The sequence below is a fragment of the Acinetobacter sp. FY731 genome (assembly GCF_059515905.1).
The window spans coordinates 332,587-348,677 of sequence record NZ_JCAKNB010000002.1; the positions used below are offsets into that span (position 1 = coordinate 332,587).

Sequence of the window (16,091 nt, forward strand, 5' to 3'; positions counted from 1 at the left end):
TACTATTTCCTTTATTTTATGCTGTCCGATAAAAACTGCAGTGCCATTGGGATTTTAGTTTTAAAATCATCCATTGCATGATTTCCATTGGATTCGCTAATGAGCAAAGACCGCTTATAATAGCGTTCTGCTTCACGATAATCCAAAACTTCATCGCCTTGTTGTAATAACACCAATATTTTGTCTGCATCTTGCACAAACGGTACAGCAAGTTGTTCTAAATCGATCAATTGAGCCTGATTTAAAGTCCATTTATCACAGACTTTGTACGGAATCTGCCCATCCCCAAATAAATCTTTAAACAGTTGCCATGGTCGCATAGCAGGATTAATTAAAACAGCAGGAACAGCAAACTTTGCGACCAACTGCGTCGCGTAAAACCCACCTAAACTGCTTCCAACAATTGCAACATTGTCTAAACTTTTTATTAAACTTTCCATTTTTTTCATGACATCTAAAGGTGGCATGTTTAAATCTGGTAAATGAATCTGAATATTTTGTTGTTGTTCCACATAATCTTTCAACCACTGTCCTTTCATAGAGAGCTGTGTGCTTTGAAAACCATGTAAGTAAATAAGATTCATCAATTTTTTGCTTATTTCTTCAATTAACTTTAAACTATTTTATGTGATAATCATCACAAATGTTTAAATTTGTATTTTAAATATAATTGTCAGACAAAATAGCTCAAAAATAGTAATCGTGCCCTGTATTTTTAAAGTTGAGATAAAAAACCTCTCAAATTGTAGAAATTTATACCGCGATCATGACTAAAAATAAAGCGTTAATAAAATTATCACCTTATGAGGTGTCTAAATATGCCCAGTTTAACCCCCCTACATGAAACATATTGTAAATGGGATCGTACACCTCCAAGTCAAGCAGACTTATTGGAAGGGGTCGCTCAGGTTGTTAGCACACCATTTAATAACATAGCACGTGAACTGATTCAAACCATCCAACATGAAGTCATTTCAAGTGTTTTTGGCATAAGCCGAAAACAGTCGACTCAGTTAAAAAACAACTCAAATATTCAAAAATTTTATAAATATTCTTTCGATACGGTTCAAAACTACGGTAGTCAATATATTGCACCTGGTTTACGTCAAATTATTACCAAGTTTCCAACATTACATGCTTCACCATTAAGCCCTAAACAATATTATGTTGTTGGCGCCTTAAATGGCATTTGTGGTGATTATTTATTAGAACAGCATAATCCCATTGGTTTACCTATGGTCATTTATGATCACTATGGAAGCATACAGAAAGGTGAACTCACTGGGCATGTTGTGTTATTTATACATGGTTTGTGTATGAACCATTTAGATTGGTCAAATCATCAGTTTGGCGGTATTGGTGAAAAACTCTTAGCACAACGTGACCATAACACCATGCTGTATTTAAATTACAACACAGGTCGTCGTATTTCATCGAATGGACGTAGCCTTGCAAATACATTAGAAGACCTAATTCAACGCAATCCCCAAATTACTAGTTTAAGTTTAATTGGACATAGTATGGGCGGGCTTGTTGCACGTAGTGCCTTATTTTATGCAAAACAAAGCTTATACTCATGGCTTAATTTGACTGAGAATTTGGTGTGTATTGCATCACCTCATCATGGAGCTGCACTAGAACGTTTCGGTTTTAGTATTCAAAATAAACTCGGTCGATTTCCAATCGTCAAAATTTTTGGTCATTTATTTAATATTCGTAGCAATGGTATTTTAGATTTACGCCATGGAAGTATTCGAGATGATGATTGGGAGTACAATCATGCCCGAATTGGCTTTGTAGATGATCTAAGAAAGCCTGCTCCCCTACCTTCGCATATTCGAGCATATTTAATTGCGGGCTCTATTGAACGTGAAAAAAAGAATCCTAACTCTCGCCACCTTTTTGGTGATTATTTGGTAAGTATACAAAGTGCATTGGGTGAACATTCAAATCCACGTTTACAACTGAATGTAGCAGATTCACATAAAGCTATTTTTTATGGTCTAAATCATTTTCGGATTCATCACAACTCAAGTGTTGCCGAACAAATCGCTCTTTGGTTCTATCCATTTCAGCAAGAAGGTTCTGATACTCAGGTTCATGAATATTTTATTAATTTAGATCACTATGAAGGTATTGCCTTAACCTAAAAATATATTAATAAAATCAGAATAAAAAAAGCCAGTTTGAACTGGCTTTTTTACATTTCTGAAAACAAGTGCCTTAAACATTAAGCAGGATATTTTCTAAATAGCTGCCACAAACTAACGAACGTTAAAACAACAAAAAATAGAAGTGACCAAACAGGTAAAGACTGTCCTAAAAATGTCCAATCAATAACAGCACACTCTCCAGAACCACTTAAAACCTGAGATAAAACAGATTTTAATGGAAGTGCATCAACTAAATAATCTAAACCAGGACCACAGCTTGGTACTTGATCTGGTGGCAAGTGTTGCAGCCAAACATGCCTTGCAGCAACACCAGCAGACCATAAAATACCTAAGGATCCAAGCAATGCATAAACACGCTTCATAATATTTGAAGCTGGATTATGAAGAAATGCAATAAGTGAAATTGCCCCTAAAGCAATTAAGCCTATGCGTTGAAATACGCATAGTGGGCAAGGCTCTAAACCTTGCACATGTTCTAAATATAAAGCGAATGCCATACCAATGACGCTCGCCAAAAATAAAAAACCACTCACGAAGCGATAACGACTCCAATTCATGGTAAATCCTCTTTAATTTTTATCGAAATTGAGAAAGATATTCCTCAAAGCTTTGAGTCGTATCTTGTTCCAGTTGTTCTTGCTTTTCTAAAGAAACTTGTGCAACTTCTTTGAAATAAGCCGATGTTTTTTTACTAAGCTGATGTTGCTCATAAGCTACCGCATGTTGTTGTGCTAAATAACTACCAAAGCTCCAAGTACCACCATATTCCACAGTATCTTCAATCATTTTGGCAGACAAAGTATCATCGACTTCATTAATTCGAGCTTGCATCACTTGCAATGCTTTTGAATAAGTTTCCGTTTCGTAACTCGTATCTAATAACTCAGCAAATGTTTGCATCTTCTCTAGATACGTGCGGCTCCAATCTTCAATAAAATATGATTTTCCATTTTCCAAAATTGTCGCATTTGGTGCACGACCACGGTTCACGACTTCTGTTTGGTTTTTTTCAATCACATCTTGTTCTTGCTCGAGTAGTTCAGGGCTCTCTAAGAATAAACAATACAATGCTAAGACTTCTAAGAAGCCCGCTGTAGTTTCATCAATACCAATTGGACTATACGGATTCACATCTACTGCACGAAGTTCCACATAACCAATACCTCGATTTGCCAATGCTTCAGATGGTGTTTCACCCTCTTTCGGCACTTGTTTTGGACGCACTAAACTGTAGTATTCGTTTTCAATTTGAAGAACGTGATCATTAATTTGTAATGGTTTACCATCGGCATCATTTAAACCTAAATGGCTAAATGGCTTGTATGATGTTTTTACTGCTTTTTGTAAACCGTTTAAGTAATCAGGCAAATTATTGTAGTGAATACCTAATTGCTTTTGAGCAGAGTTTTGATAACCGAAACGCCCCATACGCAATGCTGTTGCATAAGGCAAATACAATGTTCCTTTCAATAACGGTAGCAATTGATGCTCACGTCCTGTCATAAAACATTTGCACACAGAAGGACTTGCACCCACCAAAAACATGACCAATGGCGTTAAACGAATAAAATTACGAATTAGACCCAAATAACGGTGACTACGATAATCTTGAGCGCTTAGTGCTTTTAGTTTTTCATCTACTTCATTTATTTGCAGTGCTTCAAATAATTGCTCAGGGAATGATAAATTATAATGAACCCCTGAAATCGTTTGCATACGGCGACCATAACGCACCCCTAAGCCACGGCGATATAAAGTTTTAAATAAACCAATATTTGATGTGCCGTATTGTGCTAAACGAATACTTTCATCGGAATCATCTAACATACATGGCATAGAAAGAGGCCATAACTTCTCACCATTTTCTAAATGCTGATGTGCAACAGCATGAATATCTGTTAAATAATCTAAAGTTTCTTGAATACTCTCTTTAGGAGGCGTAATAAACTCCATTAAAGCTTCAGAATAGTCTGTTGTAATGTGAGGATGCGTCAATGCCGAACCCAACGCCTTAGGATGTGATCCTTGAGAAAGGAAACCGTTACTTTGCATACGTAAAGTTTCACGTTCTATGCCACGCAACATCCCTTTGAATAGCGAAGATTCCACCCAAGTCGGTAATTGGTCTTGAGAGGTCGATTCAGGTTGACTCATTTCTATCTCGCTTTTGGAAGAAACTACATAAATAAAATCATAAGTTTATATCAATATACTGAGTTTGAGTTACTGCTTCATACAAGCTGTCTACTTTTCACCCAAAAAAAAGCATATATTTTTCGCAAATTTTTATCACAAACTTACCCTTTTAGACATATAAAATTTGTGTTTCTATACACTAATAAATGATAAAGAGTTATAAAAGTTATGAATTATCAAGAGATTTTAGATTTTTGGTTTAGTGAGAAAACTCAACCTCTTTGGTTCGCTAAAAGCGATGAATTTGATCAATCGATATTTAAAAACTTTAAAGATATTCATCAACAAGCTGCTCAATCAGAATTATGGCACTGGCGTGACACAGCAGAAGGGCGTTTGGCTGAAATTATTGTCTTAGACCAATTTTCACGTAATTTATATCGCGATTCAGCTCAAGCCTTTGCTCAAGATGCTTTAGCACTTGCACTTGCTCAAGAAGCAATTCGTTTAGGTTTAGACCAAAAACTATCTGAAGATTATCGCAAATTTTTGTATATGCCATTTATGCATAGTGAATCAAAAGTTATACATGAACAAGCATTAAAACTATTTCAAGATTTAGGAAACCCGATTAACTTAGACTTCGAAATTAAGCATAAAGTGATTATTGACCGTTTTGGTCGTTACCCACATCGCAATGCCATTTTAGGTCGTGAATCGACTGCTGAAGAAATTGAGTTTTTAACACAACCCAATAGCAGTTTTTAACCCTCTCCCCTTGCTGTTTAACTATCCACCGAGGAGGTATAGCATGAAAAAAATACTCATTGGCTTAGCCCTAGCAACCACACTTACCATGACTGGTTGTGCGACATTATCAAGTAAACCACGTACATTCGATCAATTGGGTCAGTTTTCAAATACACAGCTCAATGCAAAAACATACCGCATTAGTTTTGTCGCAGACTCCAATATGAGTTATGGCACAGCGGAAGAAATTACTCTAGTGAAAGCGGCTCAAACAACACTAAAAAATGGCTTCCAATTCTTTAAAGTCATGGATGATCCGAGTAACCGTTCACAAAAGCCACCTCGCCAAGCCGTGGTTTATCCAAATCCACCAATGTATGGTCCAGGTTTTTATCGTCGTCATCCTGCATTTTGGCATGATCCATTCTTCGACACTCCGCAAGTAGTCAATGTAGAACCTGCTCAAGTTTCTTATACAATTGAATGCTTTAAAGACCAAAAATCTGCGCCACAAGATGCATTTGATGCCAAACTCATCTTACAATCTTTAGGTCAGAAATATGGCTTGAGCGTAAATGGTGATGTCTTACAACCTGAACCACCTGCGTCTGCCAAATAACCTACGGAACATATATGGCTATACCAGATCGAGAAATTTCACCAAGCCTACAACGTAGTAAAAAATTTGCCACTTGGGCACTTTTAACTGCTGTTTTTATTTGGTTGGTGCTCATGGTGACTGCAAAATTAGTCCCCGAGTATGTCTGGCTCATCCACATTTTAATGCTCTCTGCTGAAGCAGGCGTTGTGGGTGGGCTTGCCGACTGGTATGCCATTACCGTGTTATTTCGTAATCCTTTTGGAAAAATGCCCATTCCTAAATTTTTACGTGATCACACCGAAATTATTCCTCGAAATAAAGCACGTATTGCAGAATCGATGGGTCGTTTTGTTCAAGAGAATTTTCTATCTCCACAAGTTGTAGAAAAAAGCCTGAGTAATACAGACCTTTCTTTGGCTGTAGGGAAATGGCTTGCTAACCCACAAAACAACATTCAAATTACACAGGCTATTCAACAAACTGCACCCAAAGTTTTTGAATTTATTGGGCAAGAACAAATCGCACATTTTATTCAATCGAACAGCGTGCAATGGGTCAAAAATACAGACATCAATTATTTAGCAAGTGAAATGCTACGTGCTGTTTTAGAAAATGATTTCCACCAAGATGTTTTACAACGTGGCTTAGATGTTGCTCATGAATGGATGATTCAACATCCTGATCAAGTGCAAAGTTTAACCAAACAAATGTTTAAAGAAATCGGTGTATGGAAAATTGCTAAAGGTGCGAGTTTCTTTGGTTTAGATGTTCAACAACGCTCAATTGATTCTTTAGTACAAAAAATTGAAGCGATGTTATCCGATGCCGACCATCCTTGGCGTATTAAAATTGAAGAACTTGGGCAGCAACTGATGTTGCAACTGACCGACAAAAGTAGCCCTGCAAGTATCAAATTAAATGAAACTAAAAACTCATTACTCGAAAGCCCACAAGTCCTGAACTTTATTAGCGGTGCCGTGGTTATTTTATGTGATGCCATCAAAAGTGATTTAGAAAAACCGAATTCAGGAATTGCCGAGAATATTCGAATAGCTATTCAACAAGTCGGCGAAAATATTGTGTCTAATGATGCTGTTCGTCAGTTATTAAATGAAAAGTTAAGTGGCATCGCAATTAATTTATCTGATCAATACAGCGAAAAAGTCATTCGATTTATTAGTGAACGTATTCATGAATGGGACTCGAGTGAAATGATCGACAAAATTGAAAATGAAGTCGGTGGTGATTTGCACATGATTCGTGTAAATGGTGTTGTTGTTGGTGCATTTATTGGTTTGGCTTTAGGAATTATCCGCGCCCTTGTAGATGTACTTTTATAACGCTATTCAGTCAATTTTTTGATGTTTTCTGCAACTATTTAGAATACGTAATTCGTGCCGACCGTGCTATGTTTAGCCTTATGATTAACTTAACAATTTAGTGCGGTCATGATCGAAATCCAATCCAAACTTCCTTCGCAAGGTGTCACCATTTTCAGTGTCATGTCTGCCCTTGCGCAACGCTTAAATGCCTTAAATTTATCTCAAGGATTTCCTGACTTTCCCGCACCATCTGCGTTATTAGAAGAACTCAGCCAAGCCACACTCAATGGTTTTAATCAATATTCATCAGGTGATGGATTACTTTCATTACGTGAACACGTCGCAACTCAATTTTTAAATCGCAATCACATTCAACTTGATCCTATTTCAGAAATTACGATTACACCAGGGGCAACCATTGGCATTTTCAGTGCCATACAAGCCATTGTACATGCAGGTGATGAAGTCATTATTTTTGATCCAAGTTATGACAGCTATGCACCAAGTATTCAATTAGTCGGGGCAACGCCTATTCATATTCCACTCAATGCTCCCACGTTTTCGGTCGACTGGAATCAAGTAAAAGACGCAATTTCCTCGAAGACTAAAATGATTATTGTGAATACACCACATAATCCCACAGGAGCTATGTGGTCAAAGCAAGATTGGCTAAACTTAATTGAACTGATTCGAGACACCAATATTGTTGTTCTATCCGATGAGGTTTATGAGCATTTAATTTTTGATGGGCAACAACATTATTCTGCACTGTCATTTCCTGAGTTACGTCACCGCAGTTTTGTAGTCGGTTCTTTTGGAAAAACCTTTCATGTGACAGGTTGGAAAACAGGATATTGCATTGCTTCATCTGAATTAATGAAAGTGTTCCGACAAATTTATCAATTTGCCAATTTCTGCGGTGTAACACCCGTACAAGTTGCTCTTGCAAACTTCATGCAAAAGCATCCTGAACATATTTCGGAACTTAGCTCTTTTTACCAAAGCAAACGTGATTTATTTAATTCAGGCATCACCCAATCGCGTTTTAAATGGACACCATCTTTTGGGACATATTTCCAAAATTTAGACTACAGTAATATTCGTCCAGATTTGAATGATGTTGAAATGTGCCAATATTTGGCTGAAAAATATAAAATCGTATCAATTCCTGTATCTGTTTTTTATCAGAAAAGCCCCCAAGATTTACGTCTTTTACGTTTTTGTTTTGCTAAAAAAGATGAAACGCTGATACGTGCAGGTGAAATCTTATCAAGTATCTAAACATCAACAAAAAATATCTATAAAATTAAGCCTTTGTTACTGAACAACTAAGGCTTTTTTTCTCAAATTCGGCTACTGTTACAACTCAATCACAATCATAAAAATACCGAGAGCCCACTTTTTTATGTCCAAAACTCAGCAAACTTTAGTCACTCAACCCAATTTATGGAAAACTTTTTTAGTTTTTCTATTGCCCCTTATTATGACTAATATTTTGCAAAATCTTTCGGGCACAATTAACACGATTTTTGTGGGGCAAATGCTTGGTGTTCATGCCATTGCGGCTGTTGCTGTATTTTTTCCAATTCTATTTTGTCTACTTGCCTTTGTGATTGGCTTATCTTCAGGTGCAACCGTACTTGTTGGACAAGCTTGGGGAGCACAAAATATTGAAAAAGTAAAAAATGTCGTTGGTTCTACCTTATATATGACCCTTATAGGTGGAACAGCCATCGCCATTTTAGGTGTTATTTTTGCCAAACATATTTTACTTGGTTTAGGTCTTGATGATGATGTTATGCATCTTTCATTGCCTTATGTTCAATGGATGCTTGCAGGTAGCCCACTACTCTTTATTTATATTGTATATACCTCTATTTTACGTGGTGTTGGTGATAGTAAAACTCCTCTTTATGCCTCTACTATGTCTATTGGCGTTGGTATTATCACAACACCTATACTTATTGGTGGTTATTTTGGTTTCCCAAAATTAGGAACGCTCGCACCTGCAATTGCAACGAACTTAGGCATGTTCACTGTTCTCATCTTTTTGACGGTTTATCTCAACAAAATAGACCATCCATTAAAACCAGACTTAAAACTTATTAAAAGCATTCGCCACCACCGTCAACTTAGTAAAGTGATCCTTAAACTGGGTATTCCTACAGGTATTCAAATGATTACGACCTCTGTTGCGGGCTTAGTTATTGTGGGTTTAGTCAATCGTTATGGTGCAGATGCAACAGCAGCCTATGGTGCTGTGAATCAGGTTTTAAATTATATTCAATTCCCCGCACTTTCTATTGCAATAGCAGCATCCATTTTTGGTGCTCAAGCAATTGGTGCAGGTCGTTCAGAGTTATTATCTAAAGTCACAAAAACCGCTTTAGGTATGAATATTTTATTTACGGGAAGTTTGGTCATTTTGGCTTATTTGTTCTCTAAATATTTAATGGCGCTATTTATCACCGATCCAAATGTTGTCGTGTTAGGTCAGCAGTTACTCTTTATTGTGCTGTGGTCTATTTTATTCTTTGGTGCAAGTGCCATTTTTGCTTCAGTTATGCGCGCAAGCGGTACAGTGAATATTCCGATGATTATTAATGTTATCGCAATTGTTGCAATTGAAATTCCAGCTGCCTATATGTTTAGTGAGTTATGGGGGCTCAAAGGTATTTGGTACGGCTATGCACTTGCATTTGTGTGTCTATGTTTCATGCAGGGTTTGTATTATCAATTTGTTTGGAAAAAGAAAGCTATTCGTGCTCTCATCTAATTTCACATGAATATAAAGATAAACCTATAATTCCATATTTGTTATAAGGTTTTATTTTTATCTTATTTTTCATTCATATTTAGAGTTGCTATAAACCTACTCATAAATTAAAAATGTATAGGTTTCCTCATGACAAAACGACAAATAAAACTAGGCGCATTTATTCCAACAACATCACAACATGCAGCAGGTTGGCGCCATCCAGAAGCTCGACCACAAGAACATTTAAGCATTGACTATGCCATTGAACTTGCAAAAACTGCTGAGAAAGGCTTATTTGATGCCTACTTTTTAGCAGATGGTTTATCTGTAAGTTGGAGCCATGGATCTTCAAAAAATTCGAACACCATAGGTTATACAGACAAAGCTGTTGGCTTTGAACCTGTGACATTATTTGCAGCCATTTCTGCTGTCACTCAAAATATCGGTTTTATTGCTACAGCATCCACCACTTATGAAGATCCATATTTACTTGCACGTAAATTTGCATCTTTAGATCATATTAGCAAAGGCCGTGCTGGATGGAATGTTGTAACAACTGGTGCAGCAGATACTGCTCGAAATTTTAATATTGACAGACACCCTGACCCTGCTTCACGTTATGAACGTGCTGAGGAATTTATTGAAGTTACTCAAAAACTTTGGGACTCATGGGAAGACGATGCTTTCAAATACAATAAAGAAACAGGACAGTTCTTTGAGGTTTCACAAAGCCACGAACCATTGCATAGCGGCAAATATTTTAATGTTCAAGGTGCTTTGAATGTGCCACGGCCACCACAAGGCTATCCTGTAATTGTACAAGCAGGTCAATCTGAAGCTGGTCGTGAACTTGCCGCAAAATACGCAGAAGTCATTTTTACGTCCCAACAAAGTTTAGAAGATGCCCAAGCTTTTTATCGTGATGTAAAAGGTCGTTTAGTAAAATATGGTCGCCATGCCGATGACATTAAAATCATGCCTGGCGTTTCGATTTTTGTTGCAAAAACTGAAGAAGAAGCTCAAGCCAAATATGACCTTTTAAATAGTTTAATTTTACCCGATGTTGGTCTGGGCTTACTTTCAGGATTATCGGGCGGTATCGACTTATCTAAATATGATTTAGATGCCCCCTTCCCTAAAATTAGTGATACCGACTTAACTTTCTCAAGCCGTCAACAGCTCATGATTGATATTGCTAAAGCGCATAATTTTACCATTCGTCAACTTTATGAATATATCGCTTCGGCACGTGGTCACTGGACGCTAATTGGTACACCTAAACAAGTCGTTGACCAACTACAAACATGGTTTGAAAATGAAGCTGCTGATGGCTTTAATGTACTACCACCATCTACGCCTGCAGGCTTAAACGATTTTGTTGAATTTATAGTGCCTGAATTACAACGTCGAGGTCTGTTCCGTACAGAGTATGAAGGCACAACTTTACGTGAGAATTTAGGTCTAAAACGTCCTGAAAATCAGTATGTCATTGCAAATCATCTGCAAAATATCGAAGCATCTTAATTTATTTAAATCATTCAAAAAAGCCTGCACATGCAGGCTTTTTATTTTTTTAATTTTAATTATTTTTTAGATTTACTCGCAAATTCAATGACTTTTTGATAGCCCGTTGGAAGTAAGCGTTGAAGTAAATCTAAGACTTTTGCATCATTACCAATAAGTAAACGACGCTTATCTTTTTTTACCGCTTCTAAAATTTGGCGTGCTGCTTCTTCAGGTGGACAACGTAATAATTTATTAAATGACTTTGTCGATTTATCAGGATTAATGCCCAAGGTTCTCAGACTATCATTCTTTCGTGCTGAATTGGCAATATTGGTTCGAATACCACCAGGATGAACACATAATGCACTTACACCACTATTTTCCATATCCAATTCTTGACGCAATGATTCTGTAAAACCGCGTACCGCAAATTTTGTTGCATTATATGCAGATTGTGTCGGCTGTGCCGTTAGACCAAATAGACTAGAAATATTAACAATATGACCATCGCCTGTTTGCTTAATCAATGGTAAAAACTCTTTAGTGCCATACACTACCCCCCAAAAATTAATATTTACAATCCACTCAAGCTCTTCATACGATGCACCCTCAACAGTGGATGCCAAAGCTACACCGGCATTGTTGAAAATCATATTCACAGAACCGTGATCTTTCACCGTTTCTTCTGCCCACTCTTTCACTGCAATACGGTCAGACACATCTAATTTTTTAATCGTGATCCGCACATCACTTTCTTTGAGCTTTTCAACTGTTTCAATTAAGCCTTGCTCATTTACATCGCTTAAAGATAAATGACACCCCTCTTTTGCCAATAAAATTGCAAGCTGTTGACCAATACCTGAACCTGCACCTGTAATAGCTGCCACTTTGTTTTTAAAATTTTTCATTACTTATCCTTTAAGCTAAGCTTAAGCAGTAGAGATATCATATATTTTTAAATTTTAAATATAGTATTCTGAAATCATCAGTATGCTTAAATATATTTATGACAATATGTATTGTCAATTTTTAATGTTTTATTTGTTATATAAACCTTCTCAAATAAAAAGAGGAAATTCCTTAGAAATTTCCTCTTTATTTTAGGTTTTTAAATTCAGGTACTTAAAAGTTATAACGAATACCAATATTTGCATGCATTGGTGTTTCCACTTTAGAGCCTTTTGCATAGTTCATTTCTGAAAAAGCATTAAATGTTTTATTTACCTGCACATTTAAACCCAAACCATATTTCACTACATTACCTGAGAAGTTTGTTTCAAACTTATTGATATCATTTATAAACACATTATTACTATCAATAAATTCATGACTCCAAGCTGCTTTTATGTAAGGAGAAAGCAGACTATTCGAAATAATAAAATCCTTACCTAAATGTATACCCACCTCAGAAGCCAATGATTTTTGTGTGCCAATATCAGCCTTCATATCATTATTTAGATTTACTGATTTTGCTTGTGCTTGCACATAAGAAAGTCGAATGAATGGCTCTACCCATGTATCATTTTTAAAGCGATTGTTAAAACCGCTTTCTACTGCACCACCCCAAACATTCTGATTAAAATCACCTGAAATAGATTGACCATTCGTTGATCGTGCACTTAAATCATTTGAGAATCGGTTGTACTTCAACGTACCATCTACATACAAACCACTATCATGAAAGTATGTTCCATATAAACCCACACTATAGCTATTAAGATTACTTGTACCACCACGTGCATGTTTTACATCTGCATTACCATAACTCGCAAAACCACCTACAAATGCCTTGGCATCTTTATTGATTTCAACTTGTCGATCAATACCAAATTCTGTTCCCCATTGTTCTAATTCAAACTGAGTAATGCCTGTAGAAACTTTATTTTTCGTACCAGTCGCACGCGTCCAAATACCTGCAGCACCCTCATTACCTTTCAAGGTACCTTTTCTAAAACGTAAATTATTCAATTCGTTATTAAAAGCAAAAAGTGCAGCGCTTCCTAAACTCGAAACTGCATCTACACCTGGTGTCGTTATTTCATTGCCATTGTCATCAAGTTTACTTGCTAGATACCAAATTTGACCATTTGTATCATCACGATTTCTAAGCTCGTATATATATGTACCGCCATCAACCGCATTAATGTTTAAACCGTTAATATTTGCGAGTTCAAAATCTGCACCTTTACTCATATCTGTAATTAAATCTAAGTTTTTATCTAATGGATTTGTAATTTCTGCACCTGAGTCTGCTACAGAAACTTTATGTTGACCTGTACCATTTTGAATCGTCAGATAGTCTCCTCGACCATCAGCAATTGACGTATTAAAATGAAAGTGCTGATTTCCAGAAATTTGATTGATATTTAATCGAGCAAACATTGTTTCACCAGTGGTTACATTTTTATTGGATTTAAACATAACCATACCTTGCCCCGCTAACTCACCAACATGACTAATTAAAGCGTCAGTTTCTCCCGCTAAAATAACGACTTTAGACGATGTATCATTTAATTTAACAGATTCAACAATGGCTTCCTTTCCAGCTTGAGCAGCAACAATTTGTAACTGACCATGATCATAAATTTCCGTCAAACCTAATAGCTTACCCTCAGAGTTAATCCATGAAATAGCCTTATCATGTATCGTTACATCTTGTGCCGTAGCATTGGTAAAAATATTTTGCACACCCTCTTTGTAAAGCTCTACACCTTGTGCAGTCCCTGTTGCTAAAATATTTTGGACACCACCGTTAATCACAGTATTGTTCGCTATTGCATTGTCCCAAATTGACTGATTTCCGCTATGAATAATGGTGTTATTTACAACAGATTTTTCTAGAACATATTGCTCGCCACTGTTAAGAATAGTGTTATTGGCTGTTGAGCCAGACATCACATTTTGTCGACCACCATTAATGACTGAATTGAAAGACTCACCTCTATTTTGTAAATACTCAATCCCCCCTTGATTAATGACTGTGCCTTTCGATTGCGCATCTAAATAGACATATAACTTTCCACCATCATTGACTGTATTATTTAATGATTGACTTGGATCTTCTGGGTGAGCATTAGAATAAACATAAACTAATCCACCTTGGTTAATTTCAGAGTTTTCTAAGGTTCCACCTGTAAATACACGAACTAATGCACCATCATTAACGACAATATTAGACCCTTTTGCAGGAACTCCATCAAGATATGAACCACTTGCAATTTGTGGATCTTTACTAATTTCAACAACTGCACCACTATTTACAGTTGAGTCTTGGAAATATCCCAAAACACTGAGTTTCGAACCATTTTCTAAAATAATATTCTTTGCTGTACCTGCATAAGGGTTGTTCCCCCCTGCTGCACCAATTTCAATACAATCACTTTCACCTAGCGTACGATCCTCTAAAGTCTTATCCCCCCAAAAAGAAGCAATTACACCATCTCGACAAAATCCTGCTGCTGAAGCTTGTACAGACGTCATAATTGTTAAGGAAGATAAAATTGAAAATGTTAAAAAATTAAGCTTGGCTTTCACAAAAATTTACCAAATGGTTGAAAATTGCACAAATGTTAAATCTGACAATTAATTATTTCAACTTAATAAAAATATTTTAAAAAATCTGACAAATAGTATTAAATATAATAATTTACATATAAACAACAACTTGAAATCAATATTATTAAAATCACATACTAATTTTATGGTTTTAACCAATTAATTAAAAACATTTGCTAAACAATGTGTAACCATTCATTTACATTTCTATTCGCTATTTTTATTTAAAAGATAAAGTTTATTAAATAACTTTTTTAATTCACTTTTGACGTAATTTTTTAGTTATTTTCTTATAAGTAAATTATAAAACTTGTACTCATTGATCAAAATTCAATTTTTCATTAATAATCTTCTACTCCTTTCAATACAACGCTCATACTTTATTTTGTTAAAATATACTCATACCTGATTCTTCTTTAATTTGAAAAACATTCTTATGACCACGACAAAATCAATAAAGGAAAGACCATTCAAAGGCATATCTCTTTCAGAACGAAAAGCAATTAGATATGAAAAACTAATTCAAGCTGGAATTAAAATTTATGGAACACGCGGTTTCTTCGCCACAACAGTAAAAGATATTTGTTTAGAAGCTAAATTAACTGAACGCTATTTCTATGAATCATTTAAAAAAAGCGAACAGCTTTTTCAAGCTATTTTTTTAAAACTAATTGATGAATTACAAGAAAATATCAAACAAGCAACTGCTACGAATATGAGTGACTCCAAAGCGATGATAGAAGCCTCACTCAGTGCTTTTCTCGACACGCTTTATCAAAATCCTCACATGGCACGTATTATTTATATTGATGCTTTACTTGTGCAAGACCTGCACAAACAATCAACCATACATGACACAATGATGCGCTTTGACCAAATGATTCAACCGCTTTTAACATCAACAAAATGCAATAATGAGCAAACAATAAATGAAATATCACTCATTGCTTCAGGCCTAAATGGTTATGTGACTCAAATTGCGATTCGTTGGGTCATGAACAACTTTCAGCAACCAAAGGACGAAGTTTTATCCGCATGTTTATGGCCATTTTTAGCATTGGTTACAAAAAAAGTAGAATAAAAACATAATTTTTTAGATGATGTAACTTTATATTTCAGTTGAAGTTTAATGTCTAAAATACTGTCATATCGGTGCTTTCAGACTTTAATTTCGTCATAAAACTATCAAAAAAATGTCACATTTTCATTTTAGAATTGTCATATTTTCTATTTTGCAATGATACTGTCATAATTAATCTTTGTAATAAGCCTGTCATAAATACAAAAAC

Annotated in this window: 13 protein-coding genes; 8 read left to right on the plus strand and 5 right to left on the minus strand. The window is 35.8% G+C overall.

Annotated elements, in window-relative coordinates:
• Positions 1-11 precede the first annotated feature (11 nt).
• Positions 12-584 carry a YqiA/YcfP family alpha/beta fold hydrolase gene (locus tag AC5YC8_RS03730; protein WP_496163585.1) on the minus strand — a complete coding sequence of 191 codons (573 nt, stop codon included), beginning with the start codon at positions 582-584 and terminating at the stop codon, positions 12-14.
• A gap of 234 nt (positions 585-818) precedes the next feature.
• On the opposite strand from AC5YC8_RS03730, the gene AC5YC8_RS03735 reads away from it, so the two are divergent.
• Complete coding sequence (locus AC5YC8_RS03735) at positions 819-2,150, plus strand: alpha/beta fold hydrolase (RefSeq protein WP_496163586.1); 1,332 nt, start codon at positions 819-821, stop codon at positions 2,148-2,150.
• Between the two features lie 80 nt (positions 2,151-2,230).
• Here AC5YC8_RS03735 and AC5YC8_RS03740 read toward each other — a convergent pair whose 3' ends face one another.
• Both AC5YC8_RS03740 and gshA read right to left on the minus strand, forming a co-directional pair.
• Entirely contained in the window at positions 2,231-2,731 is a 501-nt protein-coding gene (locus AC5YC8_RS03740) for a disulfide bond formation protein B (RefSeq protein WP_496163587.1), read from the minus strand.
• 19 nt (positions 2,732-2,750) lie between these two features.
• Positions 2,751-4,328, minus strand: coding sequence for a glutamate--cysteine ligase (gshA, locus tag AC5YC8_RS03745; protein ID WP_496163588.1), 1,578 nt, complete (start codon positions 4,326-4,328; stop codon positions 2,751-2,753).
• A gap of 210 nt (positions 4,329-4,538) precedes the next feature.
• Here gshA and AC5YC8_RS03750 point away from each other — a divergent pair, with 210 nt between their 5' ends.
• From AC5YC8_RS03750 to AC5YC8_RS03775, 6 genes are all read left to right on the plus strand, one after another.
• On the plus strand, positions 4,539-5,078 hold the full coding sequence (locus AC5YC8_RS03750; RefSeq protein WP_496163589.1) for a DUF924 family protein: 540 nt from the start codon (positions 4,539-4,541) through the stop codon (positions 5,076-5,078).
• Between the two features lie 43 nt (positions 5,079-5,121).
• The gene (locus tag AC5YC8_RS03755) at positions 5,122-5,679 is read left to right on the plus strand and encodes a CC0125/CC1285 family lipoprotein (RefSeq protein WP_496163590.1); all 558 of its coding nucleotides are present in this window, start codon (positions 5,122-5,124) and stop codon (positions 5,677-5,679) included.
• Between the two features lie 14 nt (positions 5,680-5,693).
• On the plus strand, positions 5,694-7,001 hold the full coding sequence (locus tag AC5YC8_RS03760; RefSeq protein WP_496163591.1) for a DUF445 domain-containing protein: 1,308 nt from the start codon (positions 5,694-5,696) through the stop codon (positions 6,999-7,001).
• Between the two features lie 108 nt (positions 7,002-7,109).
• The gene (locus AC5YC8_RS03765) at positions 7,110-8,264 is read left to right on the plus strand and encodes a methionine aminotransferase (RefSeq protein ID WP_496163592.1); all 1,155 of its coding nucleotides are present in this window, start codon (positions 7,110-7,112) and stop codon (positions 8,262-8,264) included.
• A gap of 124 nt (positions 8,265-8,388) precedes the next feature.
• A complete protein-coding gene (locus tag AC5YC8_RS03770) occupies positions 8,389-9,759 on the plus strand; it encodes an MATE family efflux transporter (RefSeq protein ID WP_496163593.1) in 1,371 nt (456 codons plus the stop codon).
• A 129-nt stretch (positions 9,760-9,888) separates the two neighbouring features.
• Positions 9,889-11,265 carry an LLM class flavin-dependent oxidoreductase gene (locus tag AC5YC8_RS03775; RefSeq protein WP_496163594.1) on the plus strand — a complete coding sequence of 459 codons (1,377 nt, stop codon included), beginning with the start codon at positions 9,889-9,891 and terminating at the stop codon, positions 11,263-11,265.
• Positions 11,266-11,324: 59 nt separating this feature from the next.
• Here the strand turns inward: AC5YC8_RS03775 and AC5YC8_RS03780 are convergent, their stop codons facing one another.
• Both AC5YC8_RS03780 and AC5YC8_RS03785 read right to left on the minus strand, forming a co-directional pair.
• Positions 11,325-12,155 (minus strand): SDR family NAD(P)-dependent oxidoreductase, encoded by an 831-nt coding sequence (locus tag AC5YC8_RS03780; RefSeq protein WP_496118577.1) that lies wholly within the window; start codon positions 12,153-12,155, stop codon positions 11,325-11,327.
• Positions 12,156-12,369: 214 nt separating this feature from the next.
• Positions 12,370-14,727 carry an autotransporter outer membrane beta-barrel domain-containing protein gene (locus AC5YC8_RS03785; protein ID WP_496163595.1) on the minus strand — a complete coding sequence of 786 codons (2,358 nt, stop codon included), beginning with the start codon at positions 14,725-14,727 and terminating at the stop codon, positions 12,370-12,372.
• 511 nt (positions 14,728-15,238) lie between these two features.
• On the opposite strand from AC5YC8_RS03785, the gene AC5YC8_RS03790 reads away from it, so the two are divergent.
• Positions 15,239-15,883, plus strand: coding sequence for a TetR/AcrR family transcriptional regulator (locus AC5YC8_RS03790; RefSeq protein ID WP_496163596.1), 645 nt, complete (start codon positions 15,239-15,241; stop codon positions 15,881-15,883).
• Positions 15,884-16,091 lie beyond the last annotated feature (208 nt).